A 24,990-nucleotide genomic window follows, 5' to 3' on the forward strand; every position below is an offset into this window, starting at 1 on the left:
TATTGAAGGAATATTTTTATGGGCGAAGAGACAAAACTTTATGCACGTGTGGAATACCAGCTTCCATAAATTCTTCACCGTATTCTTCAAACTCTCGGTAGAGCGTATCTTTGAGATAAGACTGAGCTGTTAGTTCAATACGATCAGCTAAAGTATTTTCTTTAATCCAGCGAATACCTGTTTCTAGAATGGTGCGTCCAAGTCCCGTTCCTCGAGCTTTCTCGTGCACTGCGACCCTTCCAATCGTCCAAGCCCCAGGCATCAGTTCATGTGATTCATCGACGTATTTGCCACAGTCGAACATCCGGATATACGCCAAGATTGTTCCGTCATCGGCCTGATGAAACATGTGTATACAGTTAATATCTGTTTCGTCAGGGTCTGGTTCAGTAATTTTTTGCCCGCGGGTAAAAACTTCGGCTCTGGTGCAATAGATTCCGTGCAGTTCGCGAAGGGTTAGCTCATCAAAAGATTTGACCGTAAAGTCTGGTTCTTGGTCTTTAGCCATCGTAACCACCTTAGAATCTGTCATTGTGAATAAGTGACCATAAACGAAAACCCCGCTCTGGAATATATACCAGAACGGGGTTTTTGCGGTGCGCCCTGTGGGGCTCGAACCCACGACCCACGGATTAAAAGTCCGATGCTCTACCAACTGAGCTAAAGGCGCTCCACCAAGCTCAAACGAACTCAGCAGGTACTACTATACAGCAATTATCGAAAAAGTAAAAACTCCACAGAGAATATTTTTAACGCGATAAGGAGCACATTTAAACCCTCTCACCCTCAACACTAAAAAACCTAGAATATCCCTATGCCCCAAAACCCTCAGTCCAACAGAACACACCACCGCCCCGTAACATTCTCCACTGAGGTATTCGACCGTTACCCTGGTGGTTCAGACCCCCAAACAACCGCACAGGCAGCACACTATTCAGCGCATGCACTATTACAACAAGGAAGAAAAAATACCGACCCAAACATTACCCAAAAACTTGTCCACTTCACCGACACCTTCGGCTTAGAAACACTCGCAGAAATGTGGTCACAAGCGCCTGCTCTCTCTTTACCTGGCGCACTCTGGAGAATCTACCTCATTAGAGACACCGTCCACACACATACAACACAAATCGCGCACTACTATGCTCGCGGAATGGAACAAAACTGGCGTTCTTCCCTCATCGCAGGTGTAGCAGACCCACCCACCGAACAAGAAGTCGCAGAAACCACCAACACCATTCTCACCGGAGCCTACACCGGAGATTTCGACATAGCGTTAGAACGTTTCGCCGCATTCTGCGCTGTTATCGCAACAGGACAACGAGCTACCGCGCACACCATCGTCTCGGGAAAGAACTCCCCGACTCCCCCACATCAGACAACACTGCAATATCAACTACGCCCCAGCGCAGAAGTACAGACAGAAGCACGCAGAAGAGCAGAACAACTACACGCCAAAACTCAACAACTCCTCACAATCTCCCAAGATCTCGAACAAGCAGCACAATTATGGCGAGCAGGCACCCTCGAATAGACACCAACAACGCTATCTACACATGCAGCATCATCGGTATCGAACGTTTGACATCCTTAGCAAAAGAGAAGAAACTAGATATAGATGTCAGGCTGCTAATAGGTAGCCCCGGGCTCCAAAAATATAGCCGCTACGAGCGGCCTTCCGCCGAGAGGCGCTCCCAGCCTGACATCGCCTAAAACACTTCCCCAGAACGGCTCATCTGCCTGCATCACCACTACGCACATCATAAGTTTGCGGGGAACCACCCAAAGGAAAGCCGTGTTTGACTATTTATTCCTCTCTGAGAACTCCTCCCTCAAGTCTCTAGCAGAACTTTCACGAAAAGTTATCAACTCAGCAGACATGCTCTCAGAACTCGTGGGCTCCATAGAACAAGCAGACACCTCCAACATCCTCGATGAGATGTTCACACAAGAAGCACAAGCACAAGACCTCTTCTTTACCACCATGACACTCGTACGCAGCTCCTTCGCTGCTCCCCTACCTCGAGAAGACCTCTACACGCTAGCAAACCACCTGATGACAGCGGTAGAACGCCTCACCAGTGCCGCACATGTGCTTTCACTACACCGTATCGACAGGTTCCCCTCACATCTGACCACGATGCTCGACCTCATCCAACGAGAAGCCGTCCTAACAACAGCTGTTATCCCAAAACTCGAAGACCTCAAAGGACTCGACGAATACTGGATTGACATGCTACGCATCTCACGCCAAGCAACACGCACAGCAGAAATCTACAGTGCCGAACTTGTAGACCAAAATAACAGCCAACATTATATGAAGCACTTCCAATTCATTACAGAGCTCAAAGCTGTATCTGATTCCATGAGAGCAGTCTCCGCGCAAATTGGTCGCATCGTGGTACAGGAATCATAAATAGTGAGCATCATCCTGTTTATCCTCGCATTTTTAGGACTCACCGGCTATCTTTTCGTCACGGGATTCCATGATGCACCCAACGCCGCCGCCGTCCCCGTACGAACCCGCGCACTCACACCAAGAATAGCGTTACTTGTCGGCGCCTGCCTTAACTTCTTAGGAGTCCTCGCTGGTACAGCCATCCTCACAAGCCATCACTCACAATGGGTGAAGGTACCGCTTAACAATGTAGGTTTAGCCATCCTCCTCACAGCTTTCTTCGCTCAAATAGTATGGGGACTCATCACCTTTTGGCTTAGGATGCCATCCTCATCCACCCACGCTCTTTTTGGCGGACTCATTGGCGCAGTCTGGGCGGCAAACGAATCAAATATTGCGACCGTTAACCCGCTCACAGAGTCTTTTAAAAGCTTCATTCTTGTTCCGTTTCTGGTGCTTCCGGCCCTAGTATTTTTCCTCTCGTGGGCAACAGTTTTTCCTCTATCTCGCCTGACGTCTAAGGCATATCCGCGTGCAGTGCATAAGGTCTCACGCCACGCAATGTCGATGTCAAACTCAGCTATTTCTCTCATACACGGGATTCAAGTAGGACAACGAGCATTATTGTTCTTCTTATTAATGTGTCTATGCGCAGATATATCGCTCACCCCGTTATGGGTTATCGTGGCCATCCTCTTCTTTGCGCTAACCCTCGCAGCAGGAACCCTCGTGGGCGGATGGCGTATCGGGCACACCTTTGCACATAAAATGGTTCAAATCGACCCATTCCGTGGTGCAGTTGCACAGGGAACAACAGCAATAGCTCTCTTCTTATCTCAAGCTTTTCTACACACTCCCGTATCTTCATCTCATTTTGCCTCCGCCTCCGTGCTCGGCGCAGGCATCAATCAAAGATTCTCTTCTGTACGTCTTCCTATCACACTCAAGGTTATTTTGACATGGGTGGCAACAGTACCAGCGGCGTTCTGTATCGCCTCATTATTCTTCCTGCTACTCTCCCCAGCTCTCAAATAGCCTCAAAATCTTTGCATGAATTATTCATGCACACTCGTACTGCATCACATATACGATGAGGGGTGTAACGCATACACGCGTCACACCCCTCATCTTCTAACCGCAGAACTTCGGTCTTATCCGAAACGACCAAGAATATAATCTTCAGTTGCCTGCTCTTTCGGTCGGCTAAAGATCTCTCGAGTATCACCGTACTCAATCAGTTTTCCAGGCTTACCAGTTCCAGCAATATTAAAGAATGCGGTCTTATCTGAAATACGTGATGCTTGGTGCATATTGTGGGTCACGATCACCACGGTATAGTCTTCTTTCAGTTCATTAATCAAATCTTCTACCGCCAAAGTAGAGATAGGGTCTAACGCAGAACACGGTTCGTCCATCAAAATAACTTCAGGTTTGACGGCGATAGAACGAGCAATGCATAGACGTTGCTGCTGGCCGCCAGAAAGATCACCGCCCGGCTTATCAAGACGATCTTTGACCTCATTCCACAGGTTTGCGCCTTTCAAAGAAGTCTCTACTAGCTCATCCGCATCACTCTTAGAAATCTTACGATTATTGAGCTTCACCCCAGCAAGAACGTTCTCGCGGATAGACATCGTCGGGAACGGATTAGGACGCTGGAAAACCATACCAATCTTCGCACGAACTGCTACAGGATCAACTCCCTTACCATACAGATCATGCCCGTCAAGGCGAATACTTCCGGTAACGCGAGCACCGGCAATAACTTCGTGCATACGGTTCAACGTACGTAAGAACGTTGACTTACCGCAACCAGAAGGCCCAATAAAAGCAGTGACCGAGCGCGGTTCAATCGTCATATTGACATCTTCTACAGCAAGAAAATCACCGTAGTATACGTTGAGGTTTTCAACATCGATTCGCTGAGACAAAAGAGTTTCCTTAACTATTGCGAGTGGGAGAGAAAAAGTATTATGAGCGGCTTGTCTTCGGGGCAAAAACCTTTGCCACCAGTCGAGCAGCTAGGTTCAACACCATGACAATGACGATAAGTACAAGAGCAGCTGACCACGCTCGACCTTCAGAAACGGCAGCAGCGGTTGGGCTAGTTGGTGTCATCAACTGGTAGTAGATGTATGTTGGCAATGTTGCCATCCAACCGCCAAACGCATTCCAGTTGATGGAGGTGACAAACCCTGCAGTAACAAGAATTGGGGCAGTCTCACCAATGACGCGCGCAATTGCAAGAGTCACGCCGGAAGCAATACCAGAAATTGCGGTAGGAATAACAACTTTCATGATGGTGCGCCATTTACGAACGCCTAGCGCATATGCAGCTTCACGTAATTCGTTAGGAACAATACGAAGCATCTCTTCTGCGTTACGGACCACGGTAGGAACCATCAGAACTGATAAGGCTACAGCCGCAACAAAACCTGTTCTTTCAGAGGGGTTAGCTGTTGCGAACGCGAAGAATGATGCCGCAAAAAGACCAGCCACAATTGACGGGATACCTGTCATCACATCGACGAAGAAAGTAATTGCTTTTGCGAGGACACCACCTTTGGCGTATTCCACAAGGTAGATAGCCGTGAGCAAACCGACAGGAACCGACATCACTGTTGCGAGAAGAGTAATCTCTAATGTTCCTACTATCGCGTGGTAAATGCCTCCAAGTACGGCGCCTTCACCGCTTAATGCAGCGTTATCGTGAACACCTGTTACACCCTTCATCGAGGTGCTCAACAAATCAACCGATAGGTGAGGCAGACCTTTAGAAAGAACAACCCAAATCACCGAGGTCAATGGGATAAGAGCACCGATAAAAGCTCCAAGAACTAGGAACCGTGCTAAAGAATCCACTCCACGGCGTCGCCCTTCAACCATTCCCGTCACTATCGGAGCAGCAATGATGAAAGTTACCGCAGAAAAGATACCCCAGCTAATCCACGAAAATCCAAGAACAGAAGCGAGCGCCGCTCCTAGTAGTACCGATGAGGTGGCTACTGCTAGAGGCATCCAGCGTGGTGCTCGGTGGACTCCAAAATAATCAGATGATGATAATGCGATACTCATGAGTTATGCCTTCTTGCGGTAGCGGCTGACAATAAGTCGTGCTGCAATGTTGACGATGAGGGTGATGACGAAGAGCACCAAACCGGCTGCGATGAGTTCTGACATGCGTAAGCCATAAGCTTCAGGGAAGTTCAACGCAATGTCTGATGCGAAGGTTTGGTTTCCGGAGGAGATGATGGAGGCGGTGAGTGGACCTCCAGAGAGTACGAGGGTGACGGCCATGGTTTCGCCGAGTGCGCGTCCTAGTGCCAGCATGACGGAGGAGATAATTCCGGTTCGTGCAAAGGGAAGGACCGTCATACGAATCATTTCCCAGCGTGTTGCCCCTAAGCCTAGTGCTGCTTCTTGTTGCAATTTGGGGGTTTGGATGAAAAGTTCACGGCACATAGAGGTGATGATGGGCAGAATCATGATGCCAAGGACGACTCCTGCGGTGAGGATAGTTTTACCTGTTTGTGAGGTAGCCCCAGAGAAGATGGGCATCCATCCCATGTGTGTTCCGAGCCAGTCGTAGATAGGTACAACGTGTGGTGCGAGCACCATTGCTCCCCATGCGCCAAAGATGACGGACGGGATTGCGGTGAGCAGGTCGATGAGGTAGCTGACCGGTTTCGCAATTTTCTTTGGCGCGTAGTGGGAGATGTAGAGGGCAATACCGATGCCCATGGGTGTTGCGAGAAGTAGCGCTATGGCAGAGGCAATAAGCGTTCCAACTGCTAGCGGGTAGATATAAGACCAGAAGCTACCTTCGGTGAGTTCTGCTGCTGGGGCGGAGAAAACTGGTGCTGCTTGGATGATAAGAAATATCGCAACGGACGCAAGAACAGCGAGAATGAGGATTCCTGCGCTGAGTGATATTCCGGAGAAAATCTTGTCGGTGGCGGGGCTACCTGCATGCGTTGCCTGTGCGAACGGGTTGGGTGTTGCGCTGTGGGAGGGGTGTGAACCTTGGGGTAGGTTTGTCCCGTGTCCTGGAGTTTCAGAATAGTGTGTTTCTGTTGTTCCTGGAAGTGTGGACCGTATTTGGGTAGTCATGGATGCGCTCTATCTCGGTTCTGCGTTCGTTGCTGATATTTATTTCGCGACGGTGATGGATTCGACGGCTTTTTGTGCTTCGTCGCGTAGTGCTGGTGTGAGCGGTGCTGAAGATGCGGCGTTAGCAGCGTCTTGCTGTCCTTTTTCGGATACGACGTAGCTTTCGTAGGCTTTGACGAGGTCTACGGTGTTCTGGTCTTTATAGGTGGAGCATACGATGTGGTATGAGACGAGCACGATGGGGTACGCCCCATTTTCGTTGGGGGTACGGTTGATGTCGATGGACATATCGTGTTCGTTCATGGAGCCAACTCGTTCAGAAATTTCTACAGTTTTAGCGGCAGATTCTGGGGAGAGTTTGACGTAGTCCTCACCACTTTTGACGGATACTGTTCCGAGGGTTCCGATAGCTGATGCGTCGGCGTAGGTGATGGCGCCTTCAGTTGCTACGGTGGTGGAGACGACACCGGAGGTGCCTTTATTTGCTTCACCGGCGTATTCAGAAGGCCAGTTACCGTCAGCTTCTTTACCCCATGCTCCGTTTGAGGCGGCTTCGAGGTATTCGGTGAAGTTTTTGGTGGTGCCTGAGTCGTCAGAGCGGTGAACGACGGTGATGGTGGTGTCAGGAAGTTCTACGCCTTCATTTTGGGAAGTGATTGCGGTGTCGTTCCATTTGGTGATGTCGCCTTTGAAGATTTTTGCGATGGTTTCACCGTCGAGTTTGAGTTCTTTGATTCCCGGTACGTTGAAGGCAATTGCGATGGGTGAGATATATACGGGGATGTCGATGCCGCCTTCTGCACCGCAGACGGCTTTAGATGCTTCGTATTCTTCTTTGGACAGGTGGGCGTCAGAGCCGGCGAAGTTTGCTGCTCCTGCAAGGAATGCTTTACGTCCTGCGCCGGAGCCGTCAGGAGAGTATTGTACGTTTGCGCCACTGTGTTCTGCAGCGAAGCCACTTTCCCATGCGGTAATTGCTGCTTGTTGTGAGGATGCGCCAATACCGGTGAGCGTTCCACTGACGTTGCTTTGAGCGTTGGATGAGGAATCGTTGGTGGTTGTTTTGACGGCGTTATCAGATCCGCAAGCAGAAAGAGCGAGTAGTCCGATAAGGGCTAGGGAGCCGGTGCTTGCAAGAGCTTTTGCTTTCACGAATTGTCCTTTTCCGTATGTGAAGAAAATCTGAGATATTCTCTATCTCAGCTGTATGGGTAGACAGTTGAACAAGTGTCGGTAGCTGTCTCATACAGGTGTAACTCTAGGAGTGGAAAGTTTCTCATAATGAACACTTACGTAAACGGTTCCTTAACTCTGTGCGATTTTCTTGTTCTTTATGTTGAGCGCCTACACTAGAGAGCATGGGAGTTTCACACGCGTGGTCGCGTCTTGTACAGAGTTTTTGTGACTGGTTTATGTCCGGTATGAGAAGGGTTCGTGAGGGATTTTTTCAGTCTCTTCAGATTGTTGCTTCTGGTATCGGCGCTTATATTTTTGCTCAGCATGTGCTTGGGCATAGTGAACCAATTTTTGCGGCAACGGCAGCGATTGTTTCTTTAGGGTATGTACGCGGTGCTACTCATGCGCGGAGGATGTTAGAAGTAACTATCGGCGTGACGTTGGGTGTCATTATTGGTGATGCGTTGATGCTGGTTCTGGGACGCGGCATTTGGCAAGCTGCCGTGATTCTTCTGATTTCTATTTTGGTGGCACGTTTTCTTGATGATGGCATTATTTTTACTATTCAGATGGGTTTGCAATCCTGTCTGGTGGTTTTGATGACGCCCACGGTTGAGGGGCCTTTTTTGAGGAGTCTTGACGCGATTGTTGGTGGCGCTTTTGCTTTCTTGATGATGTTTCTTTTCCCGAAGGATCCTCGTGTTTCACCTCGTTGGAATTCTCAAAAGTTATTGGCAGCTTATAGTGATGTGCTCAAGGAATCTGCTGCAGCGATAGAAACATATGATTCTAAGGCTGCGTGGATGGCGTTGGCCAGTGCTCGTAGTTTACAGCCGTTGTATGCAACAGCAGATGGTGAAGTGGTAACGGCTAAGGGTATGGCTCAGTTATCGTGGTTAGGTCGCAGTCATCGACGTGAGTTATTGGAGTTATCTTCTACGTTGAATGCTGTTGATTTGGCAATTCGTAATACGCGGGTGTTGAATCGACGGATGGCTTCAACATTGGATCATGTGCAACTTTCTGAAAGCGCCATTATTTCTTTAACGACGGTGCTTTCTAAGTTGAGTGTTGCGGTGACCTTGTTAGGTGAGGCGGTTTCTCACCGTGAGGAGCATATCCGTTTGGATCTTAAAAGTCAGGCGGAACGTCATTTAGTGCGTATTGCTCAACAGCTTGATCCGGTATTAATGGGTGTTCGGACATTAGAGGCAGAGTCTTTAGTGTTGATGGTTCGTCCTCTTGTGGTTGATTTATTGGAGGCTACGGGCAAGTCTCATGATGAGGCGGTTCAGTGTTTGGTGCCGTTGACAGTTTCGATGACAAAGCATGCGCCACGCACTCAGCAGATTCCGGTGATTCCTCAAGATCCTCAGAAACAGCGTGAACTTTTAGAGCAGGCTCTTGAACAGTCTGAAGATTCTTCTACTAGTGGACGAGGTTTGTGTCCTGATGATACTCGTGCGTTGAATATTGTGTTGCGCTCTCAGCTCAGAGGGGATCAGTAGTGCCATGTTGGTAGGCTGTATGTTGAGTTTTAGTGTGGAGGGTCGTTGATGAGTGCTCGTAAGTCTTCTCGTTCTGCGAATACGTATCGTTGTGCTGAGTGTGGTTGGACAACTGCGAAGTGGGTGGGGCGTTGTGGTCAGTGTCAGCAGTGGGGAACGGTAGAAGAAATTCATGGTGCTGCTGTTGCTAAGACTGCTCCTGCTTCTGCGGTAGCTCAGCCGGCTCGTCCTATTGGGTCGGTTGATTCTACGGTTGCTCAGTATATGCCGACGAGTAATCCTGAGTTTGATCGGGTGCTTGGTGGTGGTCTTGTTCCTGGTGCGGTGATTTTGATGGCTGGTGAGCCAGGTGTCGGTAAGTCCACGTTGTTACTTGATATTGCGGCTCGTTTTGCGCGTGGTACGGGCTCTGATTCGTCGCATCGGGTGTTGTATATTACCGGTGAGGAGTCAGCGGCTCAGGTGAAATTGCGCGCTGATCGTATTGGTGCGGTGGCAGATACGCTGTTTTTGACGGCTGAGACGGATTTGAGTGTGGCTTTAGCTCATGTTGAGCAGGTGAATCCGGCACTCTTGATTGTTGATTCGGTGCAGACTCTTGCTTCTACTCAGGTGGAGGGAAGTGCCGGTGGTGTGACTCAGGTGCGTGAGGTTGCTGCTTCGTTGATTGCTGCAGCAAAGTCACGGAATATGTGCACTCTTCTTGTGGGTCATGTGACGAAAGAGGGCACGATAGCTGGCCCACGTCTTTTAGAGCATTTAGTTGATGTCGTGTGCCAGTGTGAAGGTGATAAACATTCGCAGATTCGTCTTTTGCGTGCTGTTAAAAATCGTTTTGGCCCAACCGATGAGGTCGGGTGTTTTGATATGCATGAGGACGGGATTGCGCCTGTTACTGATCCGTCGGGGCTTTTTGTGTCGAGGACGGCGCACCCTGTATCTGGTACGTGCGTTACGGTAACGATGGAGGGGCGTCGCCCACTATTGGCAGAGATTCAGGCGTTGTTGGATCAGTCTTCTACTGCTCAGCCCAGAAGGACGACGTCTGGGCTTGATCATTCTCGTATCGCGATGCTTTTGGCTGTACTTCAGAAGCGTGCAGGGTTTCATGTGGGTTCTTTAGATTGTTATATTTCGACCGTTGGTGGCGCAAAAATTGCTGAGCCAGCATCTGATTTAGCGGCGGTGATGGCTTTAGCGTCGGCTGCGCAAGATCAGCCTCTGCCGCGTAAGCTTGCTGTTTTTGGGGAGGTTGGGCTTGCTGGTGAGGTGCGTCCTGTTCCTGGTATTCGTCAGCGTATTGCTGAAGTTGCGCGCCTAGGTTTTACTCATGTCATTGTGCCGGCTTCTCCTACGGGCGTGGGTGAGGTTCCTGCTGGTGTGAGCGTTCGGGAGGTTATTTCTCTGAACGAAGCTTTAGCGTTGTTGTTCCCTGCTGAGAAGTCCTCTAAAACCTCCTAATTTAAGGTTTATGTTGTTACTGGCATAAGATGGTTTTGTGCAGTCTGTCTACAGTGAACGTCTTCTTAAAACTATTGCTCGTATTGCTCCTGGCACCGAGTTGCGTGAGGGGTTAGAGAGAATCCTTCGTGGTCGAACCGGCGCTCTCATTGTGCTCGGCAATGATAAGACGGTATCTCAAATATCTTCTGGCGGTTTTGCGATTCATACAGAGTTCTCTGCAACTCGGATTCGAGAGCTTGCAAAGATGGATGGCGCTATTATTTGTGATCGTGAGGCGACACAGCTCATCCATGCTGGTGTTCAGCTTTTACCTGACCCTAGTATTCCGACGCAGGAGTCTGGTACGCGTCATCGTACTGCTGAACGTGTTGCGGTCCAGACGGGTTTTCCGGTGATTTCGGTGAGCGCGTCCATGTCTCTTATTTCGGTGTATGTGGATGGTATCCGTTACACGGTGGAAGATTCTCAGGTGTTGATGAGCCGAGCTAATCAAGCGATTCAGACGTTGGAGTCTTATACGAAGCGTTTAGAGCAGGTTCTTCAGTCGTTGTCTTCTTTTGAGATTGAGTCGAGTGTTACGGTTCGTGATGTTGCGGCTACTTTGCAGCGTATGGAGATGGTGCGTCGTATTTGCACTGAAGTTGGGTTTTATGTGTTGGAACTGGGAGTTAGTGGTCGTCTCATTGCGTTGCAATTGGAGGAGCTGACTCGTCCGGATACTCCCGATGCTCGAGTGATTCTTCGTGATTATTTGCCGGCAGAAGGAACCCCTGACACTGATCAGGTTGAGCAGGCACTTACGCGTTTATATTCTCTTGATGATAGAGAACTTGTTGATTTTTCGATGATTGCAGATGCTATCGGTTTGGATGGGCAAAATTTGGATGTTTCGCTGTATCCGCGTGGGTATCGTCTGTTATCGGGGATTAAGTCTATGCCAGGGGCAGTTGCTTCTCGTATTGTTGAACAATTTGATGGTTTGCAGGGGCTGATGTCAGCTAGTCTCGATGATTTGCGTGCCGTTGATGGTATTGGTGAGCAACGTGCTCGTGTAATTCGTGAATCTCTTTCACGGATGGCAGAGGCATCTTTGCTTGAACAGTTCAGATAAAAATACGGCGTATTATTTTTCAGCGTTAAAGGTTGAGCGCCGACAATGTTTTCACATTGTCGGCGCTCAACACGTTAAACGTTAAGGTTTGAGGTGCTAGCCGGTAACGATGATACGAACAGGCTTAGAGTGTACACCGTTTACGCTTGCAGTAGCCCAGTAGTGTCCAGGTTGGATGGTGCGCTTGGTGCCACAACCGAGGACGTTCAAAGAACGGTCCCAAGTAATCACTTTAGTGTCGGTTGCGCCGGCAGCAATTTCTGTCGGGTCGATGGCAGCAGCGTTGCACTGTGCATAGTTGTATACCTGAGCAGGTCCAGAGATGATGTTGACGTCAACAGCTCCAGCGTTACCGCCAACGGTGCAAGGAGTTCCAGCTGTGTTGGTGTAGGTTACTGCCATAGCGGGGAACTGTCCGGCGCCGTAGGAGTTCTTATCGACAGTCAAAGAAACAGCCATATCTGCTGCGGAGCAAGCTGATACTACGGCAGGGCTTTGCTCTTCGGTAGGTTCAGCGGTAGCAGTCTCGGATGCAGCTGCATCTTCAGTGCGCTGTTCCTGAGTTGGTTCAGCTGCAGCAGTCTCTGCGGCTTCTGCAGATGCACTAGCTTGTGCGTCCTCTTCTTTTTTCTGCTCTTGAGCATTATCTGAAGCCTGCGCAGAAGCAGAATTATCTGCTTCGTCTTTATCTTTATCTTTGTCGCCGTCTTTATTGTCGGCGTGGGCAGACGCTGAAGCTCGGTCTGTAAAGTCGCTAAAAGGAGCAGCTGAAGAACTGGATGCTGCTGTTTGTGAAGCAGAAGCGTCTGTGTTCTTGGATGAGCCGCTGAGCGCTCTAACAATAGACACGAAACCCCAGATAAGAAGGATCAGCACGAGAAGAAGTGCTAAGAGTGCAAAAATACGACGTCGGATGTACACCTGCTGTGTAGGCTCGTCGCCGTGTGGATCTTCGAAACCATTTTGAGACATATATCTAGAATAGCGTGTATCGTGCCAGTTTTCTGCCCCTATTGGCTATGGATATGTTAAATCCTTTATGGTGTTCTTGTGGCTTCTGAGCATTTTCATTCATCACCATCGGCACAAGAACTCGCCGTCATCCACCAAAACATTATTTCGTGGTTCGAGAAGAACCAAAGAGACCTTCCGTGGCGTGCCCCGACACGCACGGGCTGGGAGGTGATGGTCAGTGAGTTCATGCTCCAACAAACCCCCGTCAAACGTGTGTTACCGGTTTGGGAATATTGGCTTGAACGGTGGAGTACACCGGCTGCTCTTGCGGCAGAAGATTCTGCAACTATTCTTAGGGCATGGGGACGGCTTGGGTATCCTCGGCGCGCTCTTCGTCTTCATGAAGCCGCAAAGACGATTGTTGAAAAACATTCTGGTGTCGTCCCTAAAAGTTACGAAGAGTTAGTGGCGCTACCCGGTGTTGGCTCATATACGGCTGCTGCTATTAGTGTTTTTGCCTTTGGTGGCAGAGCAACAGTTATCGACACTAATATTCGACGAGTTCATAGCAGACTTGTTTTGGCGAAAGCCTTACCGGGTAAATCTCTTACAGCAGCGCAAACTCGATTAGCGCAGTCACTCATGCCAGAATCTTTAGAGGACTCTGTTCAGTGGAATGCGGCAACAATGGAGCTTGGTGCTCTTATCTGCACTGCACGTACCCCGCAATGTCAGGTATGTCCGGTGCAGGAGCATTGTGCGTGGGTTCGCGCAGGAAAACCTCCAGCAGATTACACCCCTAAGGGGCAGACTTGGCACGGTACAGACCGTCAGCTACGAGGTGCTATTATGGCGGTTTTGCGTCAGGCACTCACACCTGTGCCACCAGAAATGTTCTTTGATGCTCATACGGTAAATCATCGCCCAGATATTTCTGAGGAGCTAACGCATTTACATCAGCTCAATAGTCCTTTTGAGCAGAAAGAACGGTGTCTATCTACGCTAGTTCATGACGGGTTAGCTCAAAGAACTTCATCGGGTCTGAGCCTTTAAAGAGTGAGGTGTTTTCCCTGCCTTGCATTACACGTTCACGCGATACATAACACAGGAATCTTAAACCAGCTAAAACCTCGGTTGCCTGCTCCAGCTTCTTTGGAGTGTTCTACTCTCACATATGGCTAGGCAGATACAGGAAACTAAACCTCCCTCCCCCTGTGCAGGGGAGGGAGGTTTACTAGTCATTGACTGCATCCATGGTTTCTTGAGAGCTGAGGTGCTCCCAGGAATGCCTCTACTCTTCTGTTTCGGAGCTTTGAGCGTGCTCAACGATTTCTTCAGCTTCTTCTTCTGCCTCGTGGGCGGAGAAGTCTACTGAGTCCTCAGATAGCTCGCTCATCGTGACGGAAGAGAACACAAATTTTGCGAGATCTCCTTCGCCCACCGTGTCGACCGTGATTTTTTCTCCCGGTTTGATTTCTCCAAAGAGAATCTTTTCAGAGAGAACATCTTCAATGTTCCGTTGCATCTCACGGCGGAGTGGGCGTGCACCCATTGCAGGATCGTATCCCTTTGTTGCCATCAGAATCTTCGCAGAGTTCGTCAGTTCAATGCTCATGTCCTGCTCCGCAAGACGCTGAGCTAAACGACCAGTGAACAGGTCCACAATCTGCAAGATTTCAGTCTCAGAAAGCTGCGGGAAGACGACGATGTCATCAACACGGTTCAAGAATTCTGGACGGAAATGCTCTTTGAGGCTTTCCATCACGCGTGCTTGCATCCGCTCATAGTCACCTTCAACATCTCCAACGCTTTGGAAACCGACAGGCACTTTACGTGCCATATCACGAGAACCAAGGTTAGTGGTCATGATGATAACAGTGTTCTTGAAGTCGACGACACGTCCTTGCGAATCTGTGAGGCGACCGTCTTCAAGAATCTGTAGAAGCGAGTTGAAAAGGTCGGCATGTGCTTTTTCAACCTCATCAAATAGAACAACAGAGAACGGCTTACGACGTACTTTCTCGGTGAGCTGTCCGCCTTCTTCAAAGCCCACATATCCGGGAGGTGCACCGAAGAGACGAGAAACGGTATGTTTCTCTTGGTACTCTGACATATCCAAGGTAATGAGTGCTGATTCATCGCCAAAGAGGAACTCTGCTAGAGCTTTAGCAAGCTCGGTTTTACCAACACCGGTAGGACCAGCAAAGATGAAAGAGCCTCCGGGACGGTTGGGGTCTTTGAGTCCAGCACGGGTTCGACGAATAGAACGAGAAAGAGCTTTAATAGCGTTCTTTTGTCCGACAACTCGTTTGTGGAGTTCATCTTCCATGGTGAGTAGGCGGCTGGTCTCTTCTTCAGTAATCTTGTAGACAGGAACGCCTGTTGCGTAGGCAAGAACTTCAGAAATCACGTCGGGAGTCACTTCACCGAATTCGTCTCCGCCTTCGCGCCATTTCTTTTCTGCCTCATCTTTTTTCTCGATGAGTTGTTGTTCGCGGTCACGAATCTCTGCTGCTTCTTCGAATTCAGAAGCGGCGATAGCAGCTTCTTTTTCTGCTTTGAGCTGTGCGATACGTTCTTCGAGGTTTTTAATCTCTGGTGGTGCAGTCATACGTTTGATACGTAGACGTGCACCCGCTTCGTCGATGAGGTCTACTGCCTTATCGGGGAGGAAACGGTCAGAGATGTACCGTGCAGAAAGGTTTACCGCTGATTCGATGGCTTCATCTGAGATGGTCACGCGGTGGTACGCTTCATACTTGTCGCGTACGCCTTTGAGAATTTCAATAGCCAAAGCTGGCGAAGGTTCATCTACCTGAATAGGTTGGAAACGACGTTCTAAGGCAGCATCTTTTTCGATGTGTTTGCGGTACTCATCCAAGGTGGTTGCGCCGATAGTTTGCAATTCGCCGCGAGCAAGCATGGGCTTGAGGATTGAGGCTGCGTCGATGGCGCCTTCTGCTGCACCAGCACCAACGAGAGTGTGGATTTCGTCGATGAAGAGGATGATGTCGCCACGGGTGCGAATTTCTTTGAGAACTTTTTTGAGTCGTTCTTCAAAATCTCCGCGATAGCGTGAACCAGCTACGAGAGAGCCGAGGTCGAGTGAGTAGAGGTGCTTGTCTTTGAGCGTTTCGGGAACGTCTCCGTGCACGATTGCTTGAGCAAGCCCTTCAACCACAGCAGTTTTACCGACACCGGGCTCACCGATAAGTACGGGGTTATTCTTAGTGCGGCGTGAAAGAATCTGCATGACGCGTTCCATCTCGCGGTGCCTACCGATGACCGGATCCATTTTGCCTTCGCGGGCAGCTGCGGTGAGGTTACGTCCGAATTGGTCGAGGATGGCAGAACCGGCAGGCGCACCTTCTTTGGAGTTTCCAGCACCAACGCCGGCAGTTTCTTTGCCTTCGTTGTTTCCGGAGTATCCTGCGATGAGGTCGGTAACAGTTTGACGTATTTTAGCGCCGTCTACGCCGAGTTTGGTAAGAACCTGATTTGCGACACCTTCATCGGCGCGCACAAGCCCCAAGAGGATGTGTTCGGTGCCAATGTATCCGTGGTTGAGCTGAATAGCTTCACGCATCGAAAGTTCTAGAACTTTCTTTGCCCGCGGGGTAAAAGGAATATGCCCGGATGGCGCTTGAGCACCAGGGCCGATGATGTCTTGAACTTGCTCTCGAACACTCGAGAGACTCACTCCTAGGGATTCTAGTGCACGCGCAGCGATACCTTCGCCTTCGTGGATAAGTCCCAATAGGATGTGTTCGGTACCGATGTAGTTGTGGTTTAGCATGCGCGCTTCTTCTTGCGCTAGAACCACTACGCGCCGAGCACGGTCGGTAAATCGTTCAAACATTGAACACTCCTCACAAAATATTACGTTATGCAAAACATTACGCGTATTTTTGTTCTTTCTGGGGGCTGTTCGCATGCGGTGAAAAGATGAGGATTCGTTAGGTTTCCTCTGCCGGAGGCGTTGAGGGTCTATGTGAAGTGTTAAAGTTTGGTAGTTCTGAGCTATCTGTTAGGCGCTTATCAATTTGTTAAAAAAGAAAATGAATACTATTGGTAACATTCATGAGCATTTAGTTTCTTTAAAAACTATTAAGATAAGAAAGCTTATAAAATAGTTTCAGTAGGAATACCGAGGATATATCAATACATACATATCCCCTAAAGTGTGGACTAGAAAAACATAAAAGAAGAACTTTATATATTTTCTCAAGAAAATACATAAAGACCTTAAAGATTTTGGGGCCTCCCAAACAGGAGGCCCCAAAATCTTTAAAAATCAGGTAAAAGATAGCAGGTTCTTAGAAATCGCCCTTAGTCTTCTGCTGAGCGTAGTATTTATCCTGAATATCCTGGTGGATACGACCGCGGTCAGAAACGTCATAACCGTTGTCTTTAGCCCATTTACGAATGGCAGCAGTCTCGGGATTACGCTTAGGCGCAGAAACAGAACGTGAACCAGCAGGACGGCCAGGAGTTCGCGCACCCTGCACACGACGTGCCTTCGCTGCGAAAGGACGCACAGCATCACGCAAGCGAGCTGCATTTGCGCTAGACAAGTCAATCTCGTACTGGCCACCATCAAGACCAAAACGCACAGTCTCCTCTGCGGGACCGCCGTCGAGGTCATCTTCAAGAATAATCTTTACCTTTTGAGCCATTACGTTTCTCCTGAGTTATCTAAACCGTAGCAAAGGACACCACTTAGAACAAAGAAAGAATTATTCTTCTCATTCTAAGAAACAGAATCCATACATTTATATACTATATATCCCTTAGAAGAATAGCAATAAATACGAATAAGGTGAAAAATAAATAGTGAAAAAACACTATTTTTATTTAACCTCAGTATCTTTTGACTCTCCCCCTCCAAAAGGATCACGAGTACCCTTTGAACTCTTCACATTCTCATACCATTGCTTTGCGTCTTCTTCAATCCCACGTGCAGTAGCTCGTTCCGTCCTATCAGCACGAGTAATCCAACGCAAAATGAAAAAGAGAACAATACCTGCCCCTAAAGAAGGCATAATCGCAATAAGATAATCCATCACCGAACTCATTTCCTCATGAAAACTTTTCTCTAGAATATCGTGCTTATACAAAACGTTGCCCACAGGAACTCCTGCAGGCAACGCTTTCACACAAGTTTAATCAGCTTCTGGCTTCATCAACGGGAACAAAATAGTGTCTCGAATACCAACATTCGTAAAGAGCATAATCAGACGATCCACACCAAGACCAATACCGCCCATTGGAGGAGCACCATACTCAAGAGCACGCAAGAAATCTTCATCCAACTGCATCGCTTCATCATCTCCACCAGCAGCAAGAAGAGATTGCTCCGTCAAACGCTCACGCTGAATTACCGGATCAATAAGCTCCGAGAAAGCAGTGCCACGTTCCATGCCACCAATAATCAAGTCCCAAGCCTCAATCAGCCCCGGCTTATCACGGTGAGGACGAGCCAACGGCTGAGCCGACGGCGGATAATCATACACAAAAGTAGGATTAAGCAACGTCGGTTCAACAATTTCACCAAAGAGCTCCACCACAAGTTTTTCAGCATCCCACTGAGGGTCTACAGAAATATCGTGCTTCTGAGCAATATCGCGAAGTACCTGAGCGGGAGTCTCCGGAGTAATCTCTACCCCAACAGCCTCAGACAGACCAGGATAGACTGCAACCCACTTCCATTCACCGCTCAAGTCAATAGTGCCTTTATCAGTTTCAATCTGGTAAATGCCTACAGCCTCAGCACAAGCCAAAATAATCTCACGCATACGCTCAGCCATCACAAACTGATCAGCATACGCTTCGTAGCATTCTAACGTTGTGAACTCTGGGCTGTGAGTAGAATCGACACCCTCATTACGGAAAACGCGCCCGATTTCATATACGCGCTCAATACCGCCAACCTGCGCACGTTTCAAGAAAAGCTCGGTAGCGATACGCAACGTCATATCTTGGTCAAACGCGTTCAGGTGTGTACCAAACGGACGCGCCGCAGCACCACCATGAATCAGCTGCAAGATAGGAGTCTCAACCTCAATATAGCCGTGCCCGTTTAGAACATCACGAATAGTTTGAGTAATTTTTGCACGCTTAATTACGAGCTCACGAGCCTCATCACGAACCATCAAATCGAGGTAACGCTGGCGGACACGAGTCTCGTCGTTCAGTTCCTTATGCAACGTTGGCATAGGGCGTAACGCCTTAGAAGCCATCTGCCAAGAATCAGCCATCACAGAAAGTTCACCGCGACGAGAAGAAATCACTTCACCATGAACAAAAACGTGGTCGCCAAGATCAACTAAAGCTTTCCAATCAGCAAGGGCTTCTTCGCCTACACCGGCAAGAGAAATCATCGCCTGAATACGAGTACCGTTACCCTGCTGTAAACTTGCAAAGCACAGCTTACCGGTATTACGCACAAACACGACACGCCCAGCGATACCCACAATATCGCCGGTAGTATCCTCAGCATTAAGCACACCGTCGTATTTTTCGCGGATAGCCTCAATAGTGGTCGTTACAGGCACACCCACGGGGTATGCTTCACGTCCTGAAGCAAGGATATCTGCACGTTTGCCCAAACGAATCTGCATCTGTTCAGACATATCTGCAATAACTGGCATTTCTGAAGAAACGCCCTTCTGATGATTAGTCACGTAAAAAACCTAACGTCTTTGAATATATAGCGGAAAAATTAGTTTAATTCCATGTTGTCAATGAGACGAGTCTGCCCCACATAGGCTGCCACGAGAGCCAAGACCTTTGATGAATCAGCTGCCGGAGGTTCAAAGGTTTCTGAATCAATTACTTCAAGATAATCTAAGCGCACACCTTCAACAGCGTCAATGCGTTCGCGAGCAGCGCTAATATCATCTTCAGTGAGCCCACGAGTAATCTGCTGTTCTCGAAGCATCGCTAATGTACGCGATAACACCAGCGCACGCTCACGATCTTCAGCACTCAAATATTGATTGCGAGAAGAAAGAGCTAAACCGTCATCAGCACGCACAATAGGCACCGGCTTAATCACAATATCGTGGTTAAAATCCTGAACCATACGCTGAATCAACGACACCTGTTGTGCGTCTTTACGACCAAAATATGCGTTGACAACATGATGACGAGCACTAGATTTAAGAATGTTAAAGAACTTATTGACAACCGTCAAAGCACCATCAAAATGCCCAGGACGTGTTTTACCTTCAAAAAGATTTCCGAGCTTCCCTGAAGACACCGTAATCAAGGGGGTGCCAGAAGGATACATTTGGTCGTTATCTGGGGCAAAAACAATATCGGCACCAGCTTCTTGAGCAACCTGAACATCTGATTCAAGGGTGCGTGGATATTTCTCGTAGTCTTCGCCAGGACCAAACTGTAAAGGATTGACAAAGACTGAGACCACAACAACATCATTTTGTTCGCGAGCGCGACGGATGAGCGTGGCGTGTCCTTCATGTAATGCGCCCATGGTTGCCACATAACCCAATGTTACGGGTGTTGCGGGTTGTTCTTCTGTTGCCTGCTGGTGAGCTTGTTCTTGGGCTCGTTCAAGTGCTGAACTGACGCTTTGGCGAAGTTCATCAACAGAACGAATAATTATTGGACTACTCGTCACGGGGTGAAAGATCCTTTCATCATGTGCACTAAAACGTTAGCGTTGTAAGGCGTCTAGGACGCGTTCAAGCTGTTCATCACTCAATGCGCCTCGCGCGTGAGCTCTCTGCGCGGTGGCTTGAGCTAACGCTACGTACGCTATTGAGATATCTTCAGAGTTCTCTTCTTGTGCATACTGGCTAAGTTCTTGTGCGTGTGTGTGTACCGTCTGGACATCGGCTCGAGCTACTGGTCCTGTGAGCGTATTTTCGCCAGAAGATAACACGTTATCTAACGCTGCTTGAAGGAGCGGACGTAAATAGTGTGCAGGTTGGGGAACCCCAATAGATTCGAGAATTTGTAGTGATTGTCCAGTAATGGTCACAAGGTGGTTTGCCACATGTGCCAATGCCGCGTGGTACAGTCCACGGTCTGTTTCTGCAATAGTTACCGGTTCAGCACCCATCTCAACGCTTAGTGCCTGAGCAATAGGTAGAAATGGTGCCGGCCCTGTTACTGCGCAACAAGTATCTTGTAAACGCGCTAGGTCCAGAGATAGCCCAGTGAAGGTCATGGCCGGATGAATTGCTAAACAAATTGCACCTTGTGCGGCAGCTGGTTCAAGAACCGAAATGCCGTGCATACCGGAGGTATGAAAAACGATTTGTCCGTTTTTCCAACCGACAGTATGCGCTATTCCTTCAACAACGGAAGTAATAGCATCATCAGGTACAGCAAGTAATACGACTTCAGCTTCTTGCACAATATCGGGGATGCTGCGAAGAGGAACACCAGGTAGTAGCATCTCAGCACGTTCGCGAGAAGCCTCTGAGATGGCATGTACCCCGACGATGGTATGTTGAGCGGCCCGTAGGGCGGCGCCGAGGACGGCACCTACCTTACCGGCAGATATCACACCAATTTTCATGCGGGCTGGTTGTGTAAAACTCACGGGTAACAGCTTACCCTAGTTGTTTCCTTAGATTCTGCCCTTATGCACACTTATCGGTAGACGTCACGATGAGTTTGCACAATTCTTTGGGCATCTTCGGCATGAATGTTCTTATTTGTGGCGGAAATAGGGCCCACAATAGTCCAAATGTTAACGGTGCGTGCCCCGTAATGTCGTTCTAAAGGTGAAGAGCGCACATCAACAGATTGGATAAACTGGTAGGGGATGATGGAAAGCTTGTAGTACAAGACACCGTCACGAAGGATGAAGTATTTATCGGTGAGGGTAAACCCTGCACGGCGGTACGATAGTGGACGTAGCCACCGGAGTTTTGCTACACGAGGACGAAAACCAGCCTCAGTGCCTCGAGTTCCATGAGCGTAGAGAAGCCATCGGCCTGTTACCCGTTCTTCATGGACGGGGAGAACCATGTCTAAGATTTTTTCGAGTTCTTCACCTGTTGCAAGAACAACTAATTCTTCCGTAATTTTTTTATCGTTCATCATGTCTTTGATGCCGTAGCCGGCGACGTTGATTACGACTTTGTACCAGTTCAAAGATCGCCAGAGAACGCTCTGATTAATCTGTAGCCCTTGGATTCTTGATACGGGTACGCTCTGGGTCACGGTATCGAATAATCCATAACGAATTTTAAGACCTTCAGGAGTATCTGCAATACGGAAATTATAGCGGCGGGCAAAAGTGTTAAATAGAGAGCTCGCAAAACCAAACAAAATGATGATGGACGTAATGTTTGAGAAGGAGAAAGAGTATCCACCGAGCTCTCTCAGATTAATTACTATGAAGATGAAAAGAATCAGAAGCTGGAACAGCACTTTCACGTCCAACAATAATGACGCGACAAGACGCTTGGGCGGAACTCTCAAAAGCTCTTGTTCTGAAGAATCCTCAACTGCCGTAGGCGTTGGGAGATTCTCCTGCTGTAAAAATTGTTGCAGTTTCTCTTCTTCCGAGAGCACTACGGTAGGTGAGTCTTCTGATTCTTCTCGTGTGGGCGCAGCATGCTGAGACTGCTTAACGTCCGTTATTCTTTGGAGCAAAGTCGAACGTAATTGTTGAGCATGTTGGTGTTTGAGGAATTTAATCGAAAGAGCACTACCGTCTCCGTCCGCTACGTCAACTGTCATTTCTGATAGACCAAAAAGACGAGCAAGGAATGGGGACGTAATATCGATGGACTGAATTTTGTTGATATTTGCTTTACGGTTCTTTTTAACGAGAACCCCCGTTTTAAGGTGAAAGAATTTTTCTCCAACAGCAAAGAATGTAAAGAACCAGCCAAGATACGTTACCCCATAATAAATCACCACAGATAACAGTGCCGGAACAAAAATTTTAGGGGTTGAAGTAATGAAAGTTAAAAAGTCTCGTAGAGACTCGAGCAAAGAAGTATCTGACTCTAAAAACCCCGATTCGAAGAGTTCTTTACCGGTAATCCATACGATCCACGCAAGAATAAACCAGCTTGAGGCAAGAGGACTCAGCGGGTGGGCACGTTTCCAATGAAGTTCTTCATCTGGTACTTGTTCGCTATTTTGAGGTTCGTCATGTGTGTTGTTCTTGGCATCATCGTGTCCAAGAGAAAAATTATGTTCTTGTGGTGTTTCGCTCATCGTTACTTCACCATCTGTTCTACGCCGTCTTGAGTCAGAATCTCTCGTATTTTTTCAGCTTCAGGTTGAGGAAGCCCCGGGATTTTTGCCTCTGTTCCAACAGAAGCTGTATGAAGCTCTAGAGAAGCGAGTTTAAAGATTCCTGACACGAGGCCAGAGGTGACGTCTACGTATTGCAAACGCCCATAAGGAACAGAGATGACTTTTCGCATCAAGATTCCTCGGGTGATAACGAGATGGCGTTCATCAAGGTGATACCCAATAGATTTGACGTAGCGAGGCGCCAGCAGAAGGTATGTCAGTTGTCCGAGGAAGAAAACGCCTAAGACTCCCAGAATAATAGGAAGTTTGAGGCCAGAGGAGAAGAACTCGTCTTCACGAAACATCCAGACAAGGCCTGCGACACTCATGATGACCAGCAGGAAGATGGCCCTATTGATAAGGACAATCTTCACATAGGAGGGTGATACTCGTATCCACGGCCGCTGCTCAATATCTTCTATTGTTGAGTTCTGTTGAGTCATGAGAAGGTACCTCATTTTCTAGTGGCCATAACTTTAACTACACACTATCGAAAAGTAACCTGCATCTCAACCTTCAAAATAGTTATTAAATATCATCCTGACGTGCATATCCACGGCTATCACGCTCAAGAATGTGCTCGTCTTTAGGGGCATGATCGTCAGAATCAGAAGGTGGTATTTTACACAGATGCTCTACCCAAACACCGACACCACATAAAAGCGCACCGGCAAGAACATCAACAATCGACGTTACCAGCGGAGGCCATGCGGCACGAAGAGTGAACATATACAACTGGTACGAAAGCAATGCGCTATGCCAGCCAGCAATCATCACACCCGTATAGGCGCTAGATTGAGCCAGCACAACAGTACGAGCTGCCAAAAGAGGGTTCATTCGCCCAGCATCAACCCGCCGGTCTTGCTGACGAAAACGTGATACCTGAACACCCAACCACATCAAGGGGGCACAAATTATCACTGAAACGAGAAGACTCGAAGGTGAAAGCATCAGCTCTGCGCCACCCCAACGCACACTCAGCGCATTAGCTAAGGCGCCAACCATAAAAGCACCAAGAAAAACACTGAGTAATACTCTCAGACGTAAAGACGTCATGCACAAACCACCGGTGCTTCACGAATTTCGCGGATACCATCACGGTCTTCAGCTTTTTGCGCTAACTCAGCAACCGGCACACCTTGTAGCTCGGCAGAAGGATCCATCCGCACCCACGGTTCAAGCACAAAAGCGCGTTCAGCGGCGCGAGGGTGAGGAATCGTCAAGTCGGTCTGACTCATCTGCATATTGCCGTATTCAATGATGTCAATGTCTAAGGTACGAGGCCCCCAGTGAACCTCGCGTGTACGGTGATGTTTAGACTCCACGCTCTGCGTGTACTCAAGCAACTCAAAAGGACGTAAATCAGTCTCAATTTGAATGACCAGATTCAAAAAATCAGGTTGCCCTTCAGGCCCGCCCACTGCAGCAGTTACCGCAACCGGAGAGATATTCTGTACAGAAATCTGAGGATGACTACACAAATCTGCGATACCTCTAATGAGGGTCTCTTCTCTATCCCCCATGTTTGAACCAAGAGCCAAGATAGCAGTTACGCTCATTTTTTCTCCCTGAAAATTGTCACCGAGACATCCGAGAAAGTCACCTCAATAGGAGCTTTCGGCTTATGTACGGTTATTTCAACGGCAAGAAGAGGGAAATGGTCTAACACTTCTTGCGCAATTTTTTCTGCCAACGTCTCAATCAAATCGACAGGTTCACCCATCACCACATCACGGATAGTTTCAGCAACTTCAGCATAATTTGCTGTATATGCAACATCATCGTCTGCAACAGCTCGCGAGAAATCTGTGAACATCGTAATATCAACAAAGAACGGCTGCCCAGTTTGCCGCTCACTATCAAGAACGCCGTGATACCCGACGCACCCAACACCATTGAGGGTGATACGGTCTGCGGTACGATACGCAGAGGGCACAGCTTGTTCTGTAATAGTGCGGTACTCCGTCACAATGTTCCTTTGT

General features: G+C 48.5%; 24 protein-coding genes and 1 tRNA gene. 7 read left to right on the forward strand and 18 right to left on the reverse strand.

Annotated elements, in window-relative coordinates; translation table 11 throughout:
• Window positions 1–16: 16 nt before the first annotated feature.
• Window positions 17–508: a GNAT family N-acetyltransferase gene (locus ACN08X_RS02185; RefSeq protein ID WP_419107762.1), complete on the reverse strand. Its 492-nt coding sequence runs from the start codon at window positions 506–508 to the stop codon at window positions 17–19.
• 89 nt (window positions 509–597) lie between these two features.
• Window positions 598–670, reverse strand: a tRNA-Lys gene (locus ACN08X_RS02190).
• A gap of 144 nt (window positions 671–814) precedes the next feature.
• Between ACN08X_RS02190 and ACN08X_RS02195 the strand changes: the two genes are divergently transcribed.
• The 3 genes from ACN08X_RS02195 to ACN08X_RS02205 all read left to right on the forward strand — a co-directional run bounded on the left by ACN08X_RS02195 (window position 815) and on the right by ACN08X_RS02205 (window position 3,433).
• Window positions 815–1,534 carry a histone acetyltransferase gene (locus tag ACN08X_RS02195; protein ID WP_419107763.1) on the forward strand — a complete coding sequence of 240 codons (720 nt, stop codon included), beginning with the start codon at window positions 815–817 and terminating at the stop codon, window positions 1,532–1,534.
• 261 nt (window positions 1,535–1,795) lie between these two features.
• A complete protein-coding gene (locus ACN08X_RS02200; RefSeq protein WP_419101084.1) occupies window positions 1,796–2,416 on the forward strand; it encodes a DUF47 family protein in 621 nt (206 codons plus the stop codon).
• A gap of 3 nt (window positions 2,417–2,419) precedes the next feature.
• On the forward strand, window positions 2,420–3,433 hold the full coding sequence (locus ACN08X_RS02205) for an inorganic phosphate transporter (protein WP_419101085.1): 1,014 nt from the start codon (window positions 2,420–2,422) through the stop codon (window positions 3,431–3,433).
• A gap of 116 nt (window positions 3,434–3,549) precedes the next feature.
• On the opposite strand, the gene pstB is transcribed toward ACN08X_RS02205, so the two are convergent.
• From pstB to pstS, 4 genes are read right to left on the reverse strand one after another with little or no spacing between them, the layout of a single operon-like run.
• Complete coding sequence (gene pstB, locus ACN08X_RS02210) at window positions 3,550–4,329, reverse strand: phosphate ABC transporter ATP-binding protein PstB (protein ID WP_419103132.1); 780 nt, start codon at window positions 4,327–4,329, stop codon at window positions 3,550–3,552.
• A 40-nt stretch (window positions 4,330–4,369) separates the two neighbouring features.
• Window positions 4,370–5,473, reverse strand: a complete 1,104-nt coding sequence (gene pstA / locus ACN08X_RS02215) for a phosphate ABC transporter permease PstA (protein ID WP_419101087.1) — start codon at window positions 5,471–5,473, stop codon at window positions 4,370–4,372.
• Between the two features lie 3 nt (window positions 5,474–5,476).
• Window positions 5,477–6,508, reverse strand: a complete 1,032-nt coding sequence (gene pstC / locus ACN08X_RS02220) for a phosphate ABC transporter permease subunit PstC (protein ID WP_419101088.1) — start codon at window positions 6,506–6,508, stop codon at window positions 5,477–5,479.
• 39 nt (window positions 6,509–6,547) lie between these two features.
• Window positions 6,548–7,660 (reverse strand): phosphate ABC transporter substrate-binding protein PstS, encoded by a 1,113-nt coding sequence (gene pstS / locus ACN08X_RS02225; RefSeq protein ID WP_419101089.1) that lies wholly within the window; start codon window positions 7,658–7,660, stop codon window positions 6,548–6,550.
• A 206-nt stretch (window positions 7,661–7,866) separates the two neighbouring features.
• Between pstS and ACN08X_RS02230 the strand changes: the two genes are divergently transcribed.
• From ACN08X_RS02230 to disA, 3 genes are read left to right on the forward strand one after another with little or no spacing between them, the layout of a single operon-like run.
• Entirely contained in the window at window positions 7,867–9,192 is a 1,326-nt protein-coding gene (locus tag ACN08X_RS02230) for an FUSC family protein (RefSeq protein WP_419101090.1), read from the forward strand.
• A gap of 48 nt (window positions 9,193–9,240) precedes the next feature.
• Window positions 9,241–10,653 (forward strand): DNA repair protein RadA, encoded by a 1,413-nt coding sequence (gene radA, locus ACN08X_RS02235; protein WP_419105748.1) that lies wholly within the window; start codon window positions 9,241–9,243, stop codon window positions 10,651–10,653.
• Between the two features lie 37 nt (window positions 10,654–10,690).
• Window positions 10,691–11,767: a DNA integrity scanning diadenylate cyclase DisA gene (disA, locus tag ACN08X_RS02240; RefSeq protein WP_419101092.1), complete on the forward strand. Its 1,077-nt coding sequence runs from the start codon at window positions 10,691–10,693 to the stop codon at window positions 11,765–11,767.
• Window positions 11,768–11,863: 96 nt separating this feature from the next.
• Here disA and ACN08X_RS02245 read toward each other — a convergent pair whose 3' ends face one another.
• Window positions 11,864–12,739, reverse strand: coding sequence for a hypothetical protein (locus tag ACN08X_RS02245; RefSeq protein ID WP_419107764.1), 876 nt, complete (start codon window positions 12,737–12,739; stop codon window positions 11,864–11,866).
• A gap of 78 nt (window positions 12,740–12,817) precedes the next feature.
• On the opposite strand from ACN08X_RS02245, the gene ACN08X_RS02250 reads away from it, so the two are divergent.
• Window positions 12,818–13,774, forward strand: a complete 957-nt coding sequence (locus ACN08X_RS02250; protein WP_419101094.1) for an A/G-specific adenine glycosylase — start codon at window positions 12,818–12,820, stop codon at window positions 13,772–13,774.
• A gap of 238 nt (window positions 13,775–14,012) precedes the next feature.
• On the opposite strand, the gene ACN08X_RS02255 is transcribed toward ACN08X_RS02250, so the two are convergent.
• The 11 genes from ACN08X_RS02255 to folB form a co-directional block, all read right to left on the reverse strand.
• Window positions 14,013–16,580, reverse strand: coding sequence for an ATP-dependent Clp protease ATP-binding subunit (locus tag ACN08X_RS02255; RefSeq protein WP_419105750.1), 2,568 nt, complete (start codon window positions 16,578–16,580; stop codon window positions 14,013–14,015).
• A gap of 457 nt (window positions 16,581–17,037) precedes the next feature.
• A complete protein-coding gene (locus ACN08X_RS02260) occupies window positions 17,038–17,397 on the reverse strand; it encodes a histone-like nucleoid-structuring protein Lsr2 (protein WP_419101096.1) in 360 nt (119 codons plus the stop codon).
• Window positions 17,398–17,571: 174 nt separating this feature from the next.
• Complete coding sequence (locus ACN08X_RS02265) at window positions 17,572–17,850, reverse strand: hypothetical protein (RefSeq protein WP_419101097.1); 279 nt, start codon at window positions 17,848–17,850, stop codon at window positions 17,572–17,574.
• Between the two features lie 33 nt (window positions 17,851–17,883).
• Window positions 17,884–19,371 (reverse strand): lysine--tRNA ligase, encoded by a 1,488-nt coding sequence (lysS, locus tag ACN08X_RS02270; RefSeq protein WP_419103220.1) that lies wholly within the window; start codon window positions 19,369–19,371, stop codon window positions 17,884–17,886.
• 71 nt (window positions 19,372–19,442) lie between these two features.
• Entirely contained in the window at window positions 19,443–20,363 is a 921-nt protein-coding gene (panC, locus tag ACN08X_RS02275; protein WP_419101098.1) for a pantoate--beta-alanine ligase, read from the reverse strand.
• Between the two features lie 36 nt (window positions 20,364–20,399).
• Window positions 20,400–21,293, reverse strand: coding sequence for a Rossmann-like and DUF2520 domain-containing protein (locus tag ACN08X_RS02280; RefSeq protein ID WP_419101099.1), 894 nt, complete (start codon window positions 21,291–21,293; stop codon window positions 20,400–20,402).
• A 50-nt stretch (window positions 21,294–21,343) separates the two neighbouring features.
• Window positions 21,344–22,927 carry a PH domain-containing protein gene (locus tag ACN08X_RS02285; protein WP_419107765.1) on the reverse strand — a complete coding sequence of 528 codons (1,584 nt, stop codon included), beginning with the start codon at window positions 22,925–22,927 and terminating at the stop codon, window positions 21,344–21,346.
• Window positions 22,928–22,929: 2 nt separating this feature from the next.
• On the reverse strand, window positions 22,930–23,451 hold the full coding sequence (locus ACN08X_RS02290) for a PH domain-containing protein (protein WP_419107766.1): 522 nt from the start codon (window positions 23,449–23,451) through the stop codon (window positions 22,930–22,932).
• An 85-nt stretch (window positions 23,452–23,536) separates the two neighbouring features.
• Window positions 23,537–24,064 carry a DUF3180 domain-containing protein gene (locus tag ACN08X_RS02295; protein WP_419107767.1) on the reverse strand — a complete coding sequence of 176 codons (528 nt, stop codon included), beginning with the start codon at window positions 24,062–24,064 and terminating at the stop codon, window positions 23,537–23,539.
• Window positions 24,061–24,567, reverse strand: a complete 507-nt coding sequence (folK, locus tag ACN08X_RS02300; protein WP_419101103.1) for a 2-amino-4-hydroxy-6-hydroxymethyldihydropteridine diphosphokinase — start codon at window positions 24,565–24,567, stop codon at window positions 24,061–24,063. The genes ACN08X_RS02295 and folK overlap by 4 nt, the downstream gene beginning before the upstream one ends.
• Window positions 24,564–24,977: a dihydroneopterin aldolase gene (gene folB, locus ACN08X_RS02305; protein ID WP_419101104.1), complete on the reverse strand. Its 414-nt coding sequence runs from the start codon at window positions 24,975–24,977 to the stop codon at window positions 24,564–24,566. The genes folK and folB overlap by 4 nt, the downstream gene beginning before the upstream one ends.
• Between the last annotated feature and the right edge of the window lie 13 nt (window positions 24,978–24,990).

The sequence above is a fragment of the Rothia sp. P6271 genome (assembly GCF_048512995.1).
In the GTDB taxonomy this organism is placed as follows: Bacteria; Actinomycetota; Actinomycetes; order Actinomycetales; family Micrococcaceae; genus Rothia.

Bases quoted from the DNA above. Each gene is read 5' to 3' on its own strand.
- ACN08X_RS02185 (WP_419107762.1), bottom strand. From the start codon at position 508: ATGGCTAAAGACCAAGAACCAGACTTTACGGTCAAATCTTTTGATGAG.
- ACN08X_RS02195 (WP_419107763.1), top strand. From the start codon at position 815: ATGCCCCAAAACCCTCAGTCCAACAGAACACACCACCGCCCCGTAACA.
- pstA (WP_419101087.1), bottom strand. From the start codon at position 5,473: ATGAGTATCGCATTATCATCATCTGATTATTTTGGAGTCCACCGAGCA.
- pstC (WP_419101088.1), bottom strand. From the start codon at position 6,508: ATGACTACCCAAATACGGTCCACACTTCCAGGAACAACAGAAACACAC.
- ACN08X_RS02230 (WP_419101090.1), top strand. From the start codon at position 7,867: ATGGGAGTTTCACACGCGTGGTCGCGTCTTGTACAGAGTTTTTGTGAC.
- radA (WP_419105748.1), top strand. From the start codon at position 9,241: ATGAGTGCTCGTAAGTCTTCTCGTTCTGCGAATACGTATCGTTGTGCT.
- ACN08X_RS02245 (WP_419107764.1), bottom strand. From the start codon at position 12,739: ATGTCTCAAAATGGTTTCGAAGATCCACACGGCGACGAGCCTACACAG.
- ACN08X_RS02255 (WP_419105750.1), bottom strand. From the start codon at position 16,580: ATGTTTGAACGATTTACCGACCGTGCTCGGCGCGTAGTGGTTCTAGCG.
- ACN08X_RS02260 (WP_419101096.1), bottom strand. From the start codon at position 17,397: ATGGCTCAAAAGGTAAAGATTATTCTTGAAGATGACCTCGACGGCGGT.
- lysS (WP_419103220.1), bottom strand. From the start codon at position 19,371: ATGCCAGTTATTGCAGATATGTCTGAACAGATGCAGATTCGTTTGGGC.
- ACN08X_RS02285 (WP_419107765.1), bottom strand. From the start codon at position 22,927: ATGAGCGAAACACCACAAGAACATAATTTTTCTCTTGGACACGATGAT.
- ACN08X_RS02290 (WP_419107766.1), bottom strand. From the start codon at position 23,451: ATGACTCAACAGAACTCAACAATAGAAGATATTGAGCAGCGGCCGTGG.
- ACN08X_RS02295 (WP_419107767.1), bottom strand. From the start codon at position 24,064: ATGACGTCTTTACGTCTGAGAGTATTACTCAGTGTTTTTCTTGGTGCT.
- folK (WP_419101103.1), bottom strand. From the start codon at position 24,567: ATGAGCGTAACTGCTATCTTGGCTCTTGGTTCAAACATGGGGGATAGA.